Source organism: Pseudomonas sp. K2I15, from assembly GCF_002204795.1.
Classification (GTDB): Bacteria; Pseudomonadota; Gammaproteobacteria; order Pseudomonadales; family Pseudomonadaceae; genus Aquipseudomonas.
In genome coordinates, this window is the sequence record NZ_NIXO01000013.1 from 51,720 (window position 1) to 67,960 (window position 16,241).

Below are 16,241 nucleotides of genomic sequence, written 5' to 3' on the forward strand. Positions count from 1 at the left end.
CGCATTTGGCCAAGGCATGCCCATGATTCCCGCGTCGTCAGTCGATGAGAAAAGCTTCCGTAAACTGCTGGGCCGCAACGTGGCGTTACCGCTGGGTGTGGGCGTGCTCAGCGCGGTATTTTTCGTTTGCCTGATCACCTACCTGTTGTCGGTTATCCAATGGGTGGAGCACACCGACCGGGTCATCAACAACCTCAACGAAACCTCCAAGCTGACGGTGGACCTGGAAACCGGCATGCGCGGCTTCCTGATCACCGGCGATGAGCATTTCCTTGACCCTTACGAAGTGGCCAAGCCGCGGATCATTTCCGACCTGCGCAATTTGCAGGCGTTGGTGGCGGATAACCCCGAGCAGGTCGATCGGCTCAAGCGTCTGGAGTCGCTGCAGGTCGCCTGGAATACCTACGCCCAGTCGATGATTGATATGCAGCGCCAGAGCGGTGATTTTCGCACTGCGGTGAAAGCCGGGCGCGGCAAGAGCCTGACGGACGAAATCCGCAAGGAGTACGACCGTGCGGTGGCGATGGAGCAACAGTTCCGTATCACCCGTAATGAAGACGTCACCCGCACCACGATCATCAGCGTCAGCCTGTACCTGGTGTTTGTACTGGGGTTAAGTGGGTTCCTGGCGTACGTCGGAAGAAAGAATTTAGTTTCTCTTTCAGAGAGTTACGGCGCAAACCTCGCGTCACAACAGATGATCGCCAAGCGCCTCGAACAGCAAGCCTGGCTACGCAACGGCCAGACCGAACTGGCCGAGCAGGTCCTTGGCCAACTGACGTTGAACCTGCTGGGCCGCAACATCCTGCAGTTCTTCGCTCAATACATGGGCTCTGCGGTGGCGGCGTTGTACGTGCGTGAAGAGCACGGCGGCCTCAAACGCGTGGCCACCTATGGCTTCTCCCGCGAGCAGGAGCAACAGGAACAGTCGATCTACAGTGATGAAGGCATCGTTGGCCAAGCGGCCCTGCAGGATCGCCTGATTCGCCTGGACGACGTGCCGGTGGACTACTTCAAAGTCAGTTCGGGCCTGGGTGAAGGCCCCACACGCAGCGTTCTCGTGATGCCGACCAGTGACGACGACCGCGTCAACGGCGTGATCGAGCTGGGGTTCCTGCGCCCGCTGGATGAGCGTGACGCGGAGCTGCTGGAACTGATTGCCGGGAATATTGGCACCTCCATAGAAGCCGCCCGTTATCGCCAGCGCCTACAAGAAGTGCTGGCTGAAACCCAGCAACTCAACGAAGAGCTGCAAGTGCAGCAGGAAGAGCTCAAGACCGCCAACGAGGAGCTGGAAGAACAATCACGCATCCTCAAGGAGTCCCAGGCCTACCTGGAAACCCAGCAGGCAGAGCTGGAGCAGACCAACGAGCAACTGGCCGAACAGACCCAGACCCTGGCCGAGCAGCGCGACGCCATGGACCAGAAAAACGTCCAGCTCAACCGCGTGCAGATCGAGCTGGAAGAGCGTGCCGACGAGTTGCAGCGTTCCAGCAAGTACAAGTCCGAATTCCTCGCCAACATGTCCCACGAGCTGCGCACGCCGCTGAACAGCTCGTTGATCCTGGCCAAATTGCTGGCCGAGAACCCCCAGGAAAACCTCAGCGCCGAACAGGTCAAGTTCGCCGAGTCGATCTATTCGGCCGGCAACGACCTGCTCAACCTGATCAATGACATCCTCGACATCTCCAAGGTCGAGGCCGGCAAGCTGGAAATGCGCCCGGAGAACACCAGCGTTGCGCGCCTGGTAGATGGTTTGCGCGGAATGTTCGAGCCGCTGGCGGCCGACCGCAAGCTCGGGTTCCAGGTGGAGGTGCAGCAAGGCGCGCCGCACATGCTGTTCACCGATCGCCAGCGCCTGGAGCAGATTCTGAAGAACTTGCTGTCCAACGCGATCAAGTTCACTGAGAATGGCCAGGTCAGCCTGTCTGTCTCCCGTCAGCCGGGGGAGGGTATCGCCTTTACCGTGCGCGACTCGGGGATCGGTATCGCCCCGGACCAGCAGGAAAGCATTTTCGAAGCGTTCCGCCAGGCTGACGGCACCACTAACCGCCGTTATGGCGGCACCGGCCTTGGCCTATCGATTTCCCGCGACCTGGCCAGCTTGCTCGGCGGTTACATCAGCGTCACCAGCGAACCTGGCCAGGGCAGCCTCTTTACCCTGGTGTTGCCGGAGCACTACGTAGAGCGTGACGAAGACGCCCCGGTGATCGAACCGCCGCGCACCGTCGTGCCTGCGCCCGCGCCGGCACCGATCAAAGTGTCGCCGATGCCGATCACTACCGAGGCGCTGATCCCGCGCTTTATCGACGACCGTGACAAAGCCCCATTCACCACCCGTTGCATCCTGGTGGTGGAAGATGAGCCGAACTTCGCGCGCATCCTCTTCGACCTCGCCCATGAACTGGGTTACCACTGCCTGGTGGCCCATGGTGCAGACGAGGGCTACGCCCTGGCTGAGCAGTACATTCCCGACGCGATCCTGCTGGACATGCGCCTGCCAGACCACTCCGGCCTGACCGTGCTGCAACGCCTCAAGGAACACGCCGGGACCCGCCACATCCCGGTGCACGTGATTTCCGTGGAAGACCGCGTCGAAGCCGCCATGCACATGGGCGCCGTCGGGTATGCGGTGAAGCCGACCACCCGCGAAGAGCTCAAAGATGTATTCGCCCGCCTGGAAGCCAAGCTGACGCAGAAGGTCAAGCGCATCCTGCTGGTGGAAGACGACGACCTGCAGCGCGACAGCATTGCGCGCCTGATCGGCGACGATGACATCGAGATCACTGCCGTAGGCTTCGCCCAGCAGGCATTGGACCTGCTGCGCACCAATATCTACGACTGCATGATCATCGACCTCAAGCTGCCGGACATGCTCGGCAACGAGCTGCTCAAGCGCATGTCCACCGAGGACATCTGCTCGTTCCCGCCGGTGATCGTCTACACCGGTCGCAACCTGACCCGCGATGAAGAGGCCGAACTGCGCAAGTATTCGCGCTCGATCATCATCAAGGGCGCACGTTCCCCTGAGCGCCTGCTGGACGAGGTGACACTCTTTCTGCACAAAGTCGAATCCCAGTTGTCCCATGAACGCCAGACGATGCTGCGCACCGCCCGCAGCCGCGACAAGGTGTTCGAGGGGCGCAAGGTGCTGCTGGTGGACGACGATGTACGCAATATCTTTGCCCTGACCAGTGCGCTGGAGCACAAGGGCGCGATTGTGGTGATTGGCCGTAACGGCCGCGAGGCGATCGAGAAACTCAATGAAGTCGAGGACATCGACCTGGTTTTGATGGACGTGATGATGCCGGAGATGGACGGTTACGAGGCCACGGCCTTGATCCGCCAGGACCCGCGCTGGCGCAAGCTGCCGATCATTGCGGTGACGGCCAAGGCCATGAAGGACGATCAGGAGCGCTGCCTGGCGGCAGGTTCCAACGATTACCTGGCCAAGCCCATCGACCTGGACCGGTTGTTTTCGTTGATTCGTGTATGGCTACCCAAGATGGAACGGATTTAATTGGAAAGAAGCACTGACATCGAACTGCGCTTGTTGATTGAGGCGATTTACCTCAAGTACAGCTATGACTTTCGCGATTACTCCGGGGCCTCGGTCAAGCGCCGCGTGGCCCATGCCCTGCGTCAGTTCGACTGCAACACCATCTCGGCCTTGCAGGAACGGGTGCTGCACGACCCCACGGCGTTCATGCAGTTGCTGCAGTTCCTGACCATTCCGGTCAGTGAGATGTTTCGTGACCCGTCGCACTTCCTGGCGATTCGCAAGGAAGTGGTGCCACTGCTCAAGACCTACCCGTCGATCAAGATCTGGATCGCCGGCTGCAGCACCGGGGAAGAGGTGTATTCCATGGCCATCCTGCTGCGTGAGGAGGGCTTGCTGGAGCGCACCATCATCTATGCCACGGACATCAACCCCAGCTCCCTGGAAAAAGCCAAGCAGGGTATCTTCTCCCTGGAGAATGTGCGCGCGTACACCCACAACTACCAGCAGGCCGGTGGCCAGCGTTCATTTGCCGACTACTACACGGCGGCCTACGATTACGCGATCTTCGACAAAACCCTGCGCGAGAACGTCACGTTCGCCGACCACAGCCTGGCGACCGATAGTGTATTCTCAGAAACTCAATTAATTTCGTGTCGTAACGTACTGATTTATTTCAATAAAAAGTTGCAAGATAGGGCGTTTGGGTTGTTCCATGAGTCGCTGTGTCATCGTGGCTTCCTGGTGCTGGGCAGTAAGGAAACCCTGGATTTTTCTACCTATAGCAAACAGTTCGAACCCCTGGTCAAGCAAGAACGGATCTACCGAAAATTATGAATGAAGCTGCTGCCAGCCCGGCATTCGGGATCGAGGCCATTGTGATCGGCGCTTCCGCAGGCGGTGTCGAGGCGTTGCTGGGCGTTTTTGGTGAGTTGCCGGCAAGCTTCGGCCTGCCGATCATCACCGTGCTGCACCTGCCGGACGAGCGCCGCAGCCAGTTGGCGCAAGTGTTTGACCGGCGCGTGTCGATGAAGGTGGTAGAGGCGCGCGACAAGGAAGTGATCCAGCCCGGCACCCTGTATTTTGCCGGCCCCGGCTATCACCTGTCGGTGGAGCACGACCGTAGCTTGTCACTGAGCCAGGAAGACCGCGTGCACCATTCCCGGCCAGCCATTGATTACCTGTTCGATTCGGCCGCCGACGTGTACGGCAAGGGCCTGCTGGCGATCCTGCTGACCGGTGCCAACCAAGATGGCGCCCGGGGCCTGGCCCACGTCAAACAGTGCGGCGGTACCACGGTGGTACAGGACCCTTCAGAGGCTCGCGTCGCCGTCATGCCCCGGGCCGCCCTGGCGTTGCATACACCTGACCATATCCTCACCTTGAGCCGCATCGGCACTTTGCTGGCTTCCCTGGAATCCTCCCCATGTTAAGTACTGTCCAGGCCAAACTGCTGATCGTCGACGATCTGCCGGAAAACCTGCTGGCCCTTGAAGCGCTGATCAAGCGCGAGGACCGTCAGGTCTATAAGGCATTGAGCGCCGACGAGGCCTTGTCGCTGCTGCTTGAGCACGAGTTCGCCATGGCCATTCTCGACGTGCAGATGCCGGGCATGAACGGCTTTGAGCTGGCCGAGTTGATGCGCGGCACCGAGAAGACCAAGAACATCCCCATCGTGTTTGTCAGCGCTGCCGGGCGTGAACTCAACTATGCGTTCAAGGGCTACGAAAGCGGCGCCGTGGACTTCCTGCACAAGCCGCTGGATATCCATGCGGTCAAGAGCAAGGTCAATGTGTTCGTCGACCTGTACCGCCAGAGCAAGGCGATGAAGCTGCAGGTTGAAGCCCTGGAGCAAAGCCGCCGCGAGCAGGAAGCCTTGCTCACGCGCTTGCAGGCCACCCAGGCCGAACTTGAGCAGGCCGTGCGCATGCGCGATGACTTCATGTCGATCGTCGCCCACGAAGTGCGCACGCCGCTTAACGGGCTGATCCTCGAAACCCAACTGCGCAAGATGCACCTGGCCCGGGACAACGCCGCGGCGTTTACCCTGGACAAGATGCACGCCATGGTCGACCGCGATGAGCGGCAGATCCAGAGCCTGATTCGCCTGATCGAAGACATGCTCGACGTCTCGCGCATCCGCACCGGCAAGCTGTCGATTCGTCCTGGGCGCTTTGACCTGACGCAGCTGGTGCACAACCTGCTGGAAAACTTTGCCCCGCAAGTGGCGGCGGCCGAGTCTTCGGTGAAATGGGTCGAAGAAGGGCCGGTCGAGGGCCACTGGGATGAATTCCGTATCGAGCAGGTGGTGTCCAACCTGCTGACCAACGCCCTGCGTTACGGGGCCAAGAGCCCGGTGGAAGTGCGGGTGTATGCCGAGCATGGCGAAGCGCGGGTTGAGGTGCGTGACCATGGGATCGGCATCAGTGAAGACAACCAGAAACGCATCTTCCAGCAGTTCGAACGCGTGTCGGCCAACCACGCTGTCGCGGGCCTGGGCCTGGGGTTGTTTATCTCCGAGCAGATTATCGCGGCCCATGGGGGTAGTATCGAAGTCGAGAGCCGGATAGGCGAGGGCGCCTTGTTCCGCGTCTGCCTGCCGCTGGCGCCTGCGGCATGAAATCAATCGTGAATCCGACGCAACCTCTGCGTGACCCTATGGTCGTATCAGCAGCAATTGACCGGACAAAGGCTTCCCATGAGTGAAGATGCACAAGATGTTGTACTGATCGTCGAAGATGACGAGTCGATTATGTTTGTGTTGGGCGAGTACCTGTCGGGCCTGGGGTATCGGGTGTTGAAGGCGATCGACGGTGAGCAGGCGTTTGAAATCCTTGCCACCAAGCCGCACCTGGACCTGATGGTGACCGACTATCGCCTGCCCGGCGGCATTTCCGGTGTGCAGATCGCCGAGCCTGCGATCAAGCTGCGACCGGAATTGAAGGTGATCTTCATCAGCGGTTATCCGCAGGAAATCCTCGACTGCAACAGCCCGATCACCCGCAACGCTCCGATCCTGGCCAAGCCGTTTGATCTGGATACGTTGCAGGAGCACATTCAGCGGTTGTTGGCCTGATACACGCCCTGTAATTATCTGCCCTCGCAAAAATGGAATCGAGGGGCCTGTTCCCGGTACGAAAGGTTATCCCGCAGCAGACGAAATCGTCGCTGCGTAGCGATATCCAAACGTATCGAAGGAGTAGGACTTTTTGACCATTGCCAACGCCAGTCTGCGCCAGCCTCATGACCCTGCTGTGCAACCAGGTTCGACGTTAACCACGTCGGCCGCACCTGCGCTTCAGAGCGTCAGCGCGAATGAACCGCCGATCAACGATGCCCCCCTTGATTCACCCCGCGCCAACGCCGATCGCGAGTTGGCGCTTAATTACGCCCAGGGGTTGCGTCAGGCCACAGGGGCGCCGGGTACGCATGGATCGATCATGCTGGACATACCCCCCAATTCAACGTTCGGGCTGTGGTGGGCACAGTTGGCGCGCGCGTTCAAATCGCCGGATGTCGTGCAGTGGATGGCGCACATCGGTCTGGACCCCTCATCGGTCAGCATCGAACCGTTTACCGGTCGACTGTATGGCCGGATCAACGGAGTTCTTGATGTGCTGACGCCCGGGCCGGGGGATCGCGGTTGGTCGTCCGTCAATGGCCCTATTCAACAGGCAGTCGAAAACCTGGCCGGCAACAACCCACGGCGTATCAAACCTGCGATGACCGAGAACAGCCAGCGGGCGTCGTTTGAACAGGTCAAGGGCTTCTACTTTGAACCTAATCTGTCGGATTCTGAACGGGCTCGACGCGCGGAGGAAATTGAGCGTAACAACGCGCCTTTGGTCCTGCATGACAAGGTTTTCGGCGCACTGAATGAGGCCCGATCCGAGCAATCGCTTGATGTTCAGCAGGTCGTACTGGGCAATATCGCGCTCAAGCAGACGTTGCTGGGCAAATTGCGGGGCTTGAAGCCCAATGAAGCCCGCCAACTAACCGAAAACATGAAGCGCATTACCATGAACGTCCATCCGGATTCTTCGTATGGGCGCCAGACGGGTGTGAAAGAGGCAACCCTGGAAGATGTGCTGGAGGGCAATGGCTGGAGCCTGCCTGAAAACAGTGACCCGACGATTCAGCTACAGCTCCTTATCAACGGGCTGACCCTGCCCAAATTGCCCGAGCAACGTGATGGCAACCTCGGCGGGGCCTTGTCATGGCCAGAACCGGTGTCTGTAGAGGATCAAAAAGTCGTCTATAGCCTTATTACCCGAAACAACTTGGGCCTGCCCGGTCTGGATGGGCCGACCGAGGGGTACACGGAGCGGGGGGATAAGGGCGCGTTGGGCTACCTGACAAAAGGCCGGCACTGGACGCCTGCCCAACTCAATAACCCACGCAACGTACTTGATCAGATCCTCGAATCCGGCAAGGCGCAGGAGCTGGGGAAGGTCGTGCAAAGCAAGATGGGCGCGGTCGAGACGTACACCAGCGCCAGGGAATGGGCGTTGACCGCGATTGTGGCCACCCTGGATTCTGAGAGTATTTATTCACCGAAGCCGCACCACGTCGCCGGGTTTGACCTGTCGGCCGGCGCGAATTATGGCCAGCCCGCCAGCGTGATAAAACAAAGGCTGATTGATCATTTGGTGCGCACGCGCAAAGCGACCGCCGAAATGGCGCCTATCGCGGCAATGATATTACTTTCGCGTGTCGCGCCCGAGTTGCAGATAAAAGACACCCCGCCAAACGTGACGTACGGTTCTTTTGCCTGGGCGAGCCTCAAGGCGGCAGTGGCGCGCATTGAAGCGCTGAGCCCTGGGGCCTCGGCGCAGATGACCTTCGCTCAGGTGGTGCAGTTCGATGCCGTTGATCCTGTTCCGGATGAGGAGCGTGACATCCAGGACCAGGCGCAATTGTCGGCGGTGACCGAATGGGGAGTGGTCAATGGCACCCTGTCCAAATTCCCTCCCCATTCGCCTGCGCAGATCAAAGCCAGCCAGGACGCAATGGCGTTGCAGGGACAGGCATTGGCCGACGCCGACGACGCCCTCCAAAGCCCGCTGCCGACACAGCGCAGCGTTGCCTTGGCAGCGCTCAGGACCGAGTTTGGTGATGGTATTCCCTTTGAAGAAAAGTCGATTCGCAGCAATCGTGTGAACACCGATTCCCATAGGCTGACCCCGTCGATTGTCACGGATTCGCGTGGCACGTATTCGCTGCTGGATATCTACCTGTCGGGCAAAATCGATGAAGATACCGGCTGGCACTGGCCGAATAAAAATATCAATCTCAACAACGTGCTGGCACGCATCAAAAAGTTACCGGACCCGAAAGCAAAACACGCTGAAAAATTTGCGGGGTATAAAAGCGCTATCGAAAAAGCCTACGTGTCGATCACCAAGAACCTGATTGCCAACTTGCCGCTGGAAGATCGAAAAAATATCGAGTGGGGGGAAATAACGGCCTATAGGCAGGGGAAGGTAGAGCGTAGTGAGTCCAGCACGCACATAGGCACCCTACACAATGAACGGCCTTACCCGGTGCAGCCTGACGATAATCGAAGCCTGCTGATCAAGACCACCCGTAATGGCCAGGTGGCGTATTACGAGTTTAATCCCCAGAAAAATACCATCGCCCGCCAGGACAAGTTCAAGGACACGTTCAAAACCGGTGTTCAGGGCGAATGGGTGCTGCAACCAAGTAACGAGACGCTGCGCAAGACTTACACCAACACCTCGATCGTCGAAGTGCCTCCTGGGGAAGATGGCAAGGTCCAACAGCAGGCCGGGATCAGCTCAGCCGATAACCCTGCGTCGTTCAGCAGTGCCCGAAGTGAATACCTTGGGCAGTTGCTTTCGCGTAATGTCAGCGTGTCTCACCGGTTTGGTGAGCAAGAGGCTGCAGCGAAAGCGGTCACGACCTTTGATGAGGAGCAAGAGCAGCAAAAAATGTGGCGCGAAACCATTCTGGGGTTCATACCCGGGCTTTCAGTGATTAGGAACATAGCCAAGGGGGATTATGTCGGCGCACTGGGGGACGTCATATTTGATGGTGTGATGTATGCGGTAACGGCTGGCTTTGGCAAAGGTGCGAGCGCCTTGAAAGGCTCGCGCTTTTCTGCAGCCCGGCGTTTCGGTCAATCACTGTTCAAACGGATCACACCCAAGTTGGGCTCCTACAACGGATTTTCGAGCGGCGGTTCGCCGTTACGTACAGCTGTGCCAAGTGCACAAGCGGTAAAGGGTGCACGCTTTACCAAGGCGCAATTACAGGAGATTGCCCAGCGCACTGATTTGTATGTGGGGACGTACAAGGTACCCGGTGGCAACGCCACGGGCAGGACGGTGGCGAAGTTTGATGAAGCAACCGGCAAGTGGCTTCCTTACAACCCTGCGACCAAAAAGCCCTACGGCCGGCCCTTGGACGACTTTAAACCGATTGAATCGACCCACCTCGATATCAACTGGAACAACGTCACACGCAAGGCTGAAAACGGACCTGACGCCCTCGGTTTTCGTGACGGCTACGTCAATGGCGATCCAGGCAAGGTTCCCGGTTATTCGCCGAAGATGAAGTCTGAGCAAGTAAAAAAACTGGCAACCAACGGAAAGTTATCAGCCCGCGATATAGGCACGCTGGTCAGGCAGCGGGAACGGCTGGCGGTCCAGGCCAGCTTGAATGGCGCCAATACATTCAACAACATCGTGCGCACTGCCGGCGGACGCATCACCCCCATGCCGCAGCTGTTTTACTTGAGCCAGACTCAGCCGTTGTCGAAGGGTGAATGTGCAGCGCTTTCGCACCTCATGGCGCAGGCGATCAAGAAGGGCAAGTCTCAGGTACTGATTGATAACTTTTACAAGGCCGCGACCAACCCTACGGCGGCCTCATCCAAAAAGTTCATCGCGACCCTGACGGACCTGCAACGCAAAGTTCAGAGCCCTACCGCGTTCCATGGCGGGCCCAACGTCAAGGCTCAACCCTACACAACGGTTGCTTCAGAACTGTCGAGTGCCACGCAATCGAAGACGCTGATGTTTGGTGATGAAGGCCATGCGATGACTGCTGGCGTCGTCATCGACGGTAATGCCAAATCGTTCTTCTTTTATGAGCCCAATTATGGGGTGGCTCATTTTCCGGACGCGGACAGCTTCGAGCGTGGGGTGAGCCACATTTTTACCTCCAAGGACTTTGGGCGCAGGTATGCGACGGCGGGGGATAACCCCAAAGTACTGGAGTTCAAAATCAGCGCCCAGGACGACAGCGTCCTGCGCAATATGGGTGTTAATCCTCGAGCATTGGAAGAGCTGTATACCGTTCCATTGTGAGTGGTTGATAGGCCTGCGCCTCCCGCTTTACTGCGGGGGGCTTGCCTGAATCATCTCCCGCACCTTCGCCGTCAACAAATCAAAGGTAAACGGCTTGGTGATCATCTGCATTCCCGGGTCCAGGAATCCTCCGCGCACAGCCGCATGCTCTGCATAGCCGGTAATAAACAACACCTTCAGATCCGGGCGTACCTGCCGCCCGATTTCCGCCAGTTGCCGGCCATTCATACCCGGCAGCCCCACGTCGCTGATCAACAGGTCAATCCGCTGGCTGGACTCGATAATCGGCATGGCGCTGTCGGCATCACCGGCCTCTACAAACGCATAGCCCAATTCACTCAACACAGCGCTCACCAACACCCGCACGGCCGGGTCGTCCTCGACGATCAGCACGGTTTCGCCAGGGTTGGCAAACGGCAGTAATGCAGGGTTTAGCGGTTCATCCGTGACCATCTCGCCGATAAAACGCGGCAGGAACAGGCTGACCGTGGTGCCTTTGCCAACCACGCTGTGGATCGTCACATGGCCATGGGATTGCCGGGCAAAGCCGTAGATCATCGACAGCCCCAGGCCGGTGCCCTGGCCGATAGGCTTGGTGGTGAAGAACGGATCGAACGCCCGGCTGATCACACTGTCCGGCATGCCGCAGCCGGTGTCGCTGACGCTCAGTTCCACGTAGTCGCCAGGGGTAAGAGTGCCGTAGGCCGCCGTGAATACGCTGTCCAGGTGACGATTGGTGGTCTCCACGATCAGTTGGCCACCGTCGGGCATCGCATCCCGGGCGTTGATGGCCAGGTTGAGCAGGGCGCTTTCCAGTTGATTGGGGTCGGCTTCGGCGGTCCACAGTTTCTCGGTCAGCCGGATGTCCAGGCCAATGCTCTCATTGAGGCTGCGTTGCAGCAGTTCGCCCATGGAGCTCACCAACTGATTGATCTGCACCGGTTTTGAATCCAGCGACTGGCGGCGGGAAAACGCCAGCAGGCGGTGAGTCAGGGCGGCGGCGCGGTTGGCCGAGGTGACACCCAGGTCGATCAGGCTGTCGAGGTCTTCGGTCCGGCCCCGGGCCAAGCGGCGGCGCAGCAATTCCAGGCTGCCAATGATGCCGGTGAGCATGTTGTTGAAGTCATGGGCAATACCGCCGGTCAATTGGCCGACGGCTTCCATTTTCTGCGACTGGCGCAAGGCTTCTTCGTTATTGCGCAGCTGTGCGGTGCGTTCTTCCACCTGTTGTTCGAGGGTTTCCAGGGTGCTTTGCAGGCGCTGTTCACTCTGGCTCAGGTCGATCAAGCGATCGCGGGCTTCGTATTGCCGACGACGACCGCGCAGCGCGGTCGTCACCAGGCTGATCAGGGTGATTGGATGGAAGGGCCGTTCCAGGAAGGTGACGTTGCCCAGCAGCGTACTCAAGCGCGAGGAACCGTTCTGCCCACTGCCGCCGTGATGGGTCATCAGTACGATAGGCAGGTCTGACCACGCCGGCTGTTGGTGCAGGTGGCTGAGTATCGGTTCCAGGTCGACGCCATGCATGGCCTCGGCCGCGATGATCAGCAGTCCGGCGCCACGTTCCAGCTCCTCGCAAAGCATCTGCAAATGAGTGGCGATGATGCCGTTGAAACCAGCCTCGTTGAGCATCATCAGCGCCAGGGAGCTGTCGCGCCCCAAGGGCGCCAAAATGATCGCCCGTTCGGAGATGGCGGGTGCGCCACTCATGAACTTTCATCCTTGAGCAGCGGGTTGTCGGTGCCCATGTAGGTGGGGACGCCACGCAGCACGCCCTGGAACGCATTAAGGGGTTCGCCGATGGTCATGCCACGTCCGCCGATGCGGTATTCGCGGATCGTCGACTCGTGGCTGCCGGTGCGTTTCTTGATGATGGAGATGGCCCGGCGGACTTTGCCGAGGGCTTCGAAGTAGCGCAGCAGAATGACCGTGTCGGCGAGGTAGGTGATGTCTACCGGCGCCTGCATGTCGCCCACCAGCCCGTGCTGGGCCACGGTCATGAAGGTCGCGGCGCCACGGCGGTTGAGGTACAGCAGCAGTTCGTGCATGTGCAGGATCAGTGCGTTCTCTTCCGGCATCGCGGCCTGGTAGCCGTTGATGCTGTCGATCACCACGGTCTTGATCCCACGCTTATCCACGCAGCGCCGCACCCGGTGGGAGAACTCACCGGGGGATAGCTCCGCGGCGTCCACTTGTTCGATCAGCAGGTTGCCGGTGGCTTGCAGGGCTTCGAGGTCGATGCCCATGTTCTTCATGCGCTCGAACAGCAGCCCCAACTCTTCATCAAAAATGAACAGCGCGGCTTTTTCGCCACGGGCGACGGCCGCTGCGGCGAAGATCATCGAGATCAGCGATTTGCCGGTACCGGCAGGGCCCAGGATCAAGGTGCTGGAACCGGTCTCGATCCCGCCGCCCAGCAGTGCGTCCATCTCGCGGATGCCGCTGGTCAAGGTCTGGCGGTTGTAGCCGCCACGGTGTTCGGCCGCTACCAGACGTGGGAACACGTGCACGCCGTCTTCCATGATGGTGAAGTCGTGAAAGCCGCCGCGGTACTTCTGGCCACGGTACTTAACCACCCGCACCCGACGGCGTTCGGCGCCGTAGTTGGGGGTCAGTTCTTCCAGGCGAATCACACCGTGGGCCACGCTGTGGACGGTTTTGTCGAGGGACTCGGTGGTCAGGTCGTCCAGCAACAGTACGGTGGCTTCGTAGCGCACGAAGTAGTGCTTGATCGCCAGGATCTGCCGGCGATAGCGCAACGAGCTTTGCGCCAGCAAGCGAATTTCGGAGAGGCTGTCGATGACGACGCGGGTGGGTTTGACCCGCTCCACCACTTCGAAAATCTGCCGCGTGGCTTCACCCAGCTCAAGGTCGGAGGAATACAGCAGGCTCTGCTGGTGCTCGGCGTTGAGCAGGCTTTCCGGCGGTGTCAGTTCAAAGATATGAATGTGTTCATCCAGGTCCCAGCCGTGGGACTTGGCACCCTGGCGCAGCTCACGCTCGGTTTCCGACAGCGTGATGTACAGCGATCGCTCGCCGTTCCTGGCGCCGGCCTGGAGAAAGTGCAGGGCCACCGTGGTTTTACCGGTGCCCGGCTCACCTTCGAGCAGGAACAGATGGCTGCGCGAAAGCCCGCCGGAAAGAATGTCATCCAGACCTTCAATACCGGTGGCCGCCTTTGCTGTGAACAGCTCTTTGGATGTAGACAAGAAGTGCCCTCGGGTCACGTACAAATAGAGGGGAACGCCCGGTAGGGCGCGCCATATTTACTTGACCGTGGCGCCGAGTGGCGGTTCAACGTTTTGTATTGATTACAGCTTTTTGCTATGCCTACAGCCCTTGCTGCAACGCCGGGTCGTCCGGATTTTGCTGCTCCAGTTGGGCCAGCAGCACCTGCACATTCTGCAACTGGCCGGTTTCCTTCCAGTAATTGACCAGCAACACCCGCGCCTTGCGATTGGCCGGGTTGCGCTGGACGATTTCTTCCAACTGGCGCTGGGCGGCTTCCAGTTCCTGCTGGGCGTGCAGGGTGGTTGCCAGGTCGTAGCGGTAATCCTGATTGTTCGGCTCAAGCTCCACCGCCCGGGACAGGCTGAGCAGCGCAAAAGCGCGTTCCCCGTGGTGCAGCAGCCACATGCCCAGGGCATGTTGCAGGTAGGCCGACTCGGGATGCGCTTGCAACTGTTTAGCCAGGAGTTGGCGGGATTCGTCGACCTTGCCCTGTTTGTCCAGCAGCTCAATTTGCGCGACGACGGCTTGCAGGTTGTCCGGTTGCAGGCGCATCGCCTGTTCCAGGGCATTTTGTGCGTCGGGCAACAGCGCGCTGTGAATGTACAGGCGGGCGAGTTGAATCCAGCCTTCGGGGCTTTCAGGTTGGGCCTTGAGCAATTTCACATATTCATCGAGCACTTGCTGCAACGGGCCGAAGTACAGGCCAAGGGTGTCGGGAGAGAGCCCAAGCAAGGCATTGGCAGCCGCAAACCGTACGCTTTGCTCCGGGTCATCCAGTAGCGGCCCGAGCAACAGTGTGCGTTGGCCGCTGGGCACCAGGCCGACAATGCTGTGAATCGCCGCCTCGCGCACCATCGGCGCATCGTTGGCCAGGTCCTTGTCCGCCAGCTTCAGGGCCTGGGGGCTGGGGTAGTTGGGCAGTTCGGCATGCAGGGCAGCGCGACGTACGTCGGACAGGTCCGGGCGGCCCAGTTGTTGATACAGCACACGGGCGGCGCCGGGTTCGCCGTTATGCGCCTGTTTCAGCGCCTTGGCGTAACCGTGGGCGATGGCCGGGGGCACAACCACCGGCGGCGTACGGGTGAAATACCAGGTGATCAGCACAATAAACAACAGGGCGCACAGGCCGACGATGGAGTAACGGCGTGACTTTGACATGCAGGCGTCCGAAAGCTTGGCAGCTAGGGCAAAGCCATCAGCTTCGGTCAGGTCACCGCGAGTGTCAAACCCGCATCATGTCAGCACGAACTCAATCGGCTCAAGGGCCGGCGGCAGCGCGGTTTCACCGAGGGCAGCCAGGATCTCGCGTTCCAGGGTGCGGACGATGGCGTTGCAGGGCAGGTCGTTTTCGTCGAAGCCGAAGGGATCTTCGAGGTCGTCGCCGATTTCGTCGAGGCCGAAGAAGGTGTAGCTGACGATCGCCGTGAAGACCGGCGTCAGCCAGCCCAGCGGTTCGGCCATGGCAAACGGCAGCAGGATGCAGAACAGGTAGATGGTGCGGTGAAGCAGCAAAGTGTAGGGGAAGGGCAGCGGGGTGTGTTTGATGCGTTCGCACGAGGCCTGGACCTGGCTGAGGCCGTACAGCCGGGTTTCCAGTTGGGTGTAGCGCCAGTCGCTGATGTGGCCTTGTTCGGCCAGTTTGGAGCAGCGGGCACCGAGTTGCTGCAGGATGCTGTCGGGTTGGTTGGGGTGGTTGGCCTCGACGTTGATCCAGGGCTTGATGGCGTGCGCCTCATTTTCCAGGCGCAAGCGTGCGATCAGGCCGTGGGCGAAACCGCACAGGCTACGCAGTATGCTTTCTCGTTCGGCGGGGCTGAAGACCTGGGTTTCGCGGATCAGCGAGCGTACTTCAATGATCATCTGGCCCAGTTGTTTACGGCCTTCCCACCAGCGGTCGTAGCAGGCGTTATTGCGAAAGCTCATGAAGATTGATAGTGACAGGCCGAGCAGTGTGAAGGGTGTGGCGTTGACTTTGGAGAAGTAGGCCGGGTGCAGGGTTTCTACCAGGACGATGACGGAAGCCAGCAGGGTGACCGCCAGGCTGCGCAAGGCGATGCGCTTGGCGATTGAGCCCTTGAGGGAGAACAGGATACCGAGCAGGTTGGGTTTGGGACGGACGATCATTGGTGGGCTTCTTGGGTGGTGCAGGTTGTCAGGTTAGAAGCATGTCTGGGCTGCGT

General features: G+C 59.5%; 10 protein-coding genes. 6 read left to right on the top strand and 4 right to left on the bottom strand.

Going from position 1 to position 16,241, the window contains the following annotated elements; genetic code table 11:
• Positions 1–22 precede the first annotated feature (22 nt).
• From CEC48_RS10910 to CEC48_RS10935, 6 genes are all read left to right on the top strand, one after another.
• Entirely contained in the window at positions 23–3,520 is a 3,498-nt protein-coding gene (locus CEC48_RS10910) for a response regulator (protein ID WP_088423744.1), read from the top strand.
• Positions 3,521–4,336, top strand: a complete 816-nt coding sequence (locus CEC48_RS10915) for a protein-glutamate O-methyltransferase CheR (RefSeq protein WP_088423745.1) — start codon at positions 3,521–3,523, stop codon at positions 4,334–4,336.
• Entirely contained in the window at positions 4,333–4,932 is a 600-nt protein-coding gene (locus CEC48_RS10920; protein WP_088423746.1) for a chemotaxis protein CheB, read from the top strand. Before CEC48_RS10915 ends, CEC48_RS10920 begins: the two co-directional genes overlap by 4 nt.
• On the top strand, positions 4,926–6,119 hold the full coding sequence (locus tag CEC48_RS10925) for a hybrid sensor histidine kinase/response regulator (RefSeq protein ID WP_088423747.1): 1,194 nt from the start codon (positions 4,926–4,928) through the stop codon (positions 6,117–6,119). Before CEC48_RS10920 ends, CEC48_RS10925 begins: the two co-directional genes overlap by 7 nt.
• Before the next feature lie 78 nt (positions 6,120–6,197).
• The gene (locus CEC48_RS10930) at positions 6,198–6,575 is read left to right on the top strand and encodes a response regulator (protein ID WP_010171103.1); all 378 of its coding nucleotides are present in this window, start codon (positions 6,198–6,200) and stop codon (positions 6,573–6,575) included.
• Positions 6,576–6,708: 133 nt separating this feature from the next.
• A complete protein-coding gene (locus CEC48_RS10935; RefSeq protein WP_088423748.1) occupies positions 6,709–10,830 on the top strand; it encodes a YopT-type cysteine protease domain-containing protein in 4,122 nt (1,373 codons plus the stop codon).
• A 27-nt stretch (positions 10,831–10,857) separates the two neighbouring features.
• Here the strand turns inward: CEC48_RS10935 and CEC48_RS10940 are convergent, their stop codons facing one another.
• The 4 genes from CEC48_RS10940 to CEC48_RS10955 all read right to left on the bottom strand — a co-directional run bounded on the left by CEC48_RS10940 (position 10,858) and on the right by CEC48_RS10955 (position 16,185).
• Entirely contained in the window at positions 10,858–12,540 is a 1,683-nt protein-coding gene (locus CEC48_RS10940) for a response regulator (protein ID WP_088423749.1), read from the bottom strand.
• Positions 12,537–14,039, bottom strand: a complete 1,503-nt coding sequence (locus CEC48_RS10945) for an ATPase domain-containing protein (RefSeq protein WP_088423750.1) — start codon at positions 14,037–14,039, stop codon at positions 12,537–12,539. Before CEC48_RS10945 ends, CEC48_RS10940 begins: the two co-directional genes overlap by 4 nt.
• Positions 14,040–14,160: 121 nt before the next feature.
• Entirely contained in the window at positions 14,161–15,219 is a 1,059-nt protein-coding gene (locus tag CEC48_RS10950; protein WP_088423751.1) for a lipopolysaccharide assembly protein LapB, read from the bottom strand.
• Between the two features lie 75 nt (positions 15,220–15,294).
• Entirely contained in the window at positions 15,295–16,185 is an 891-nt protein-coding gene (locus CEC48_RS10955; protein ID WP_088423752.1) for a bestrophin family protein, read from the bottom strand.
• Positions 16,186–16,241: the final 56 nt, after the last annotated feature.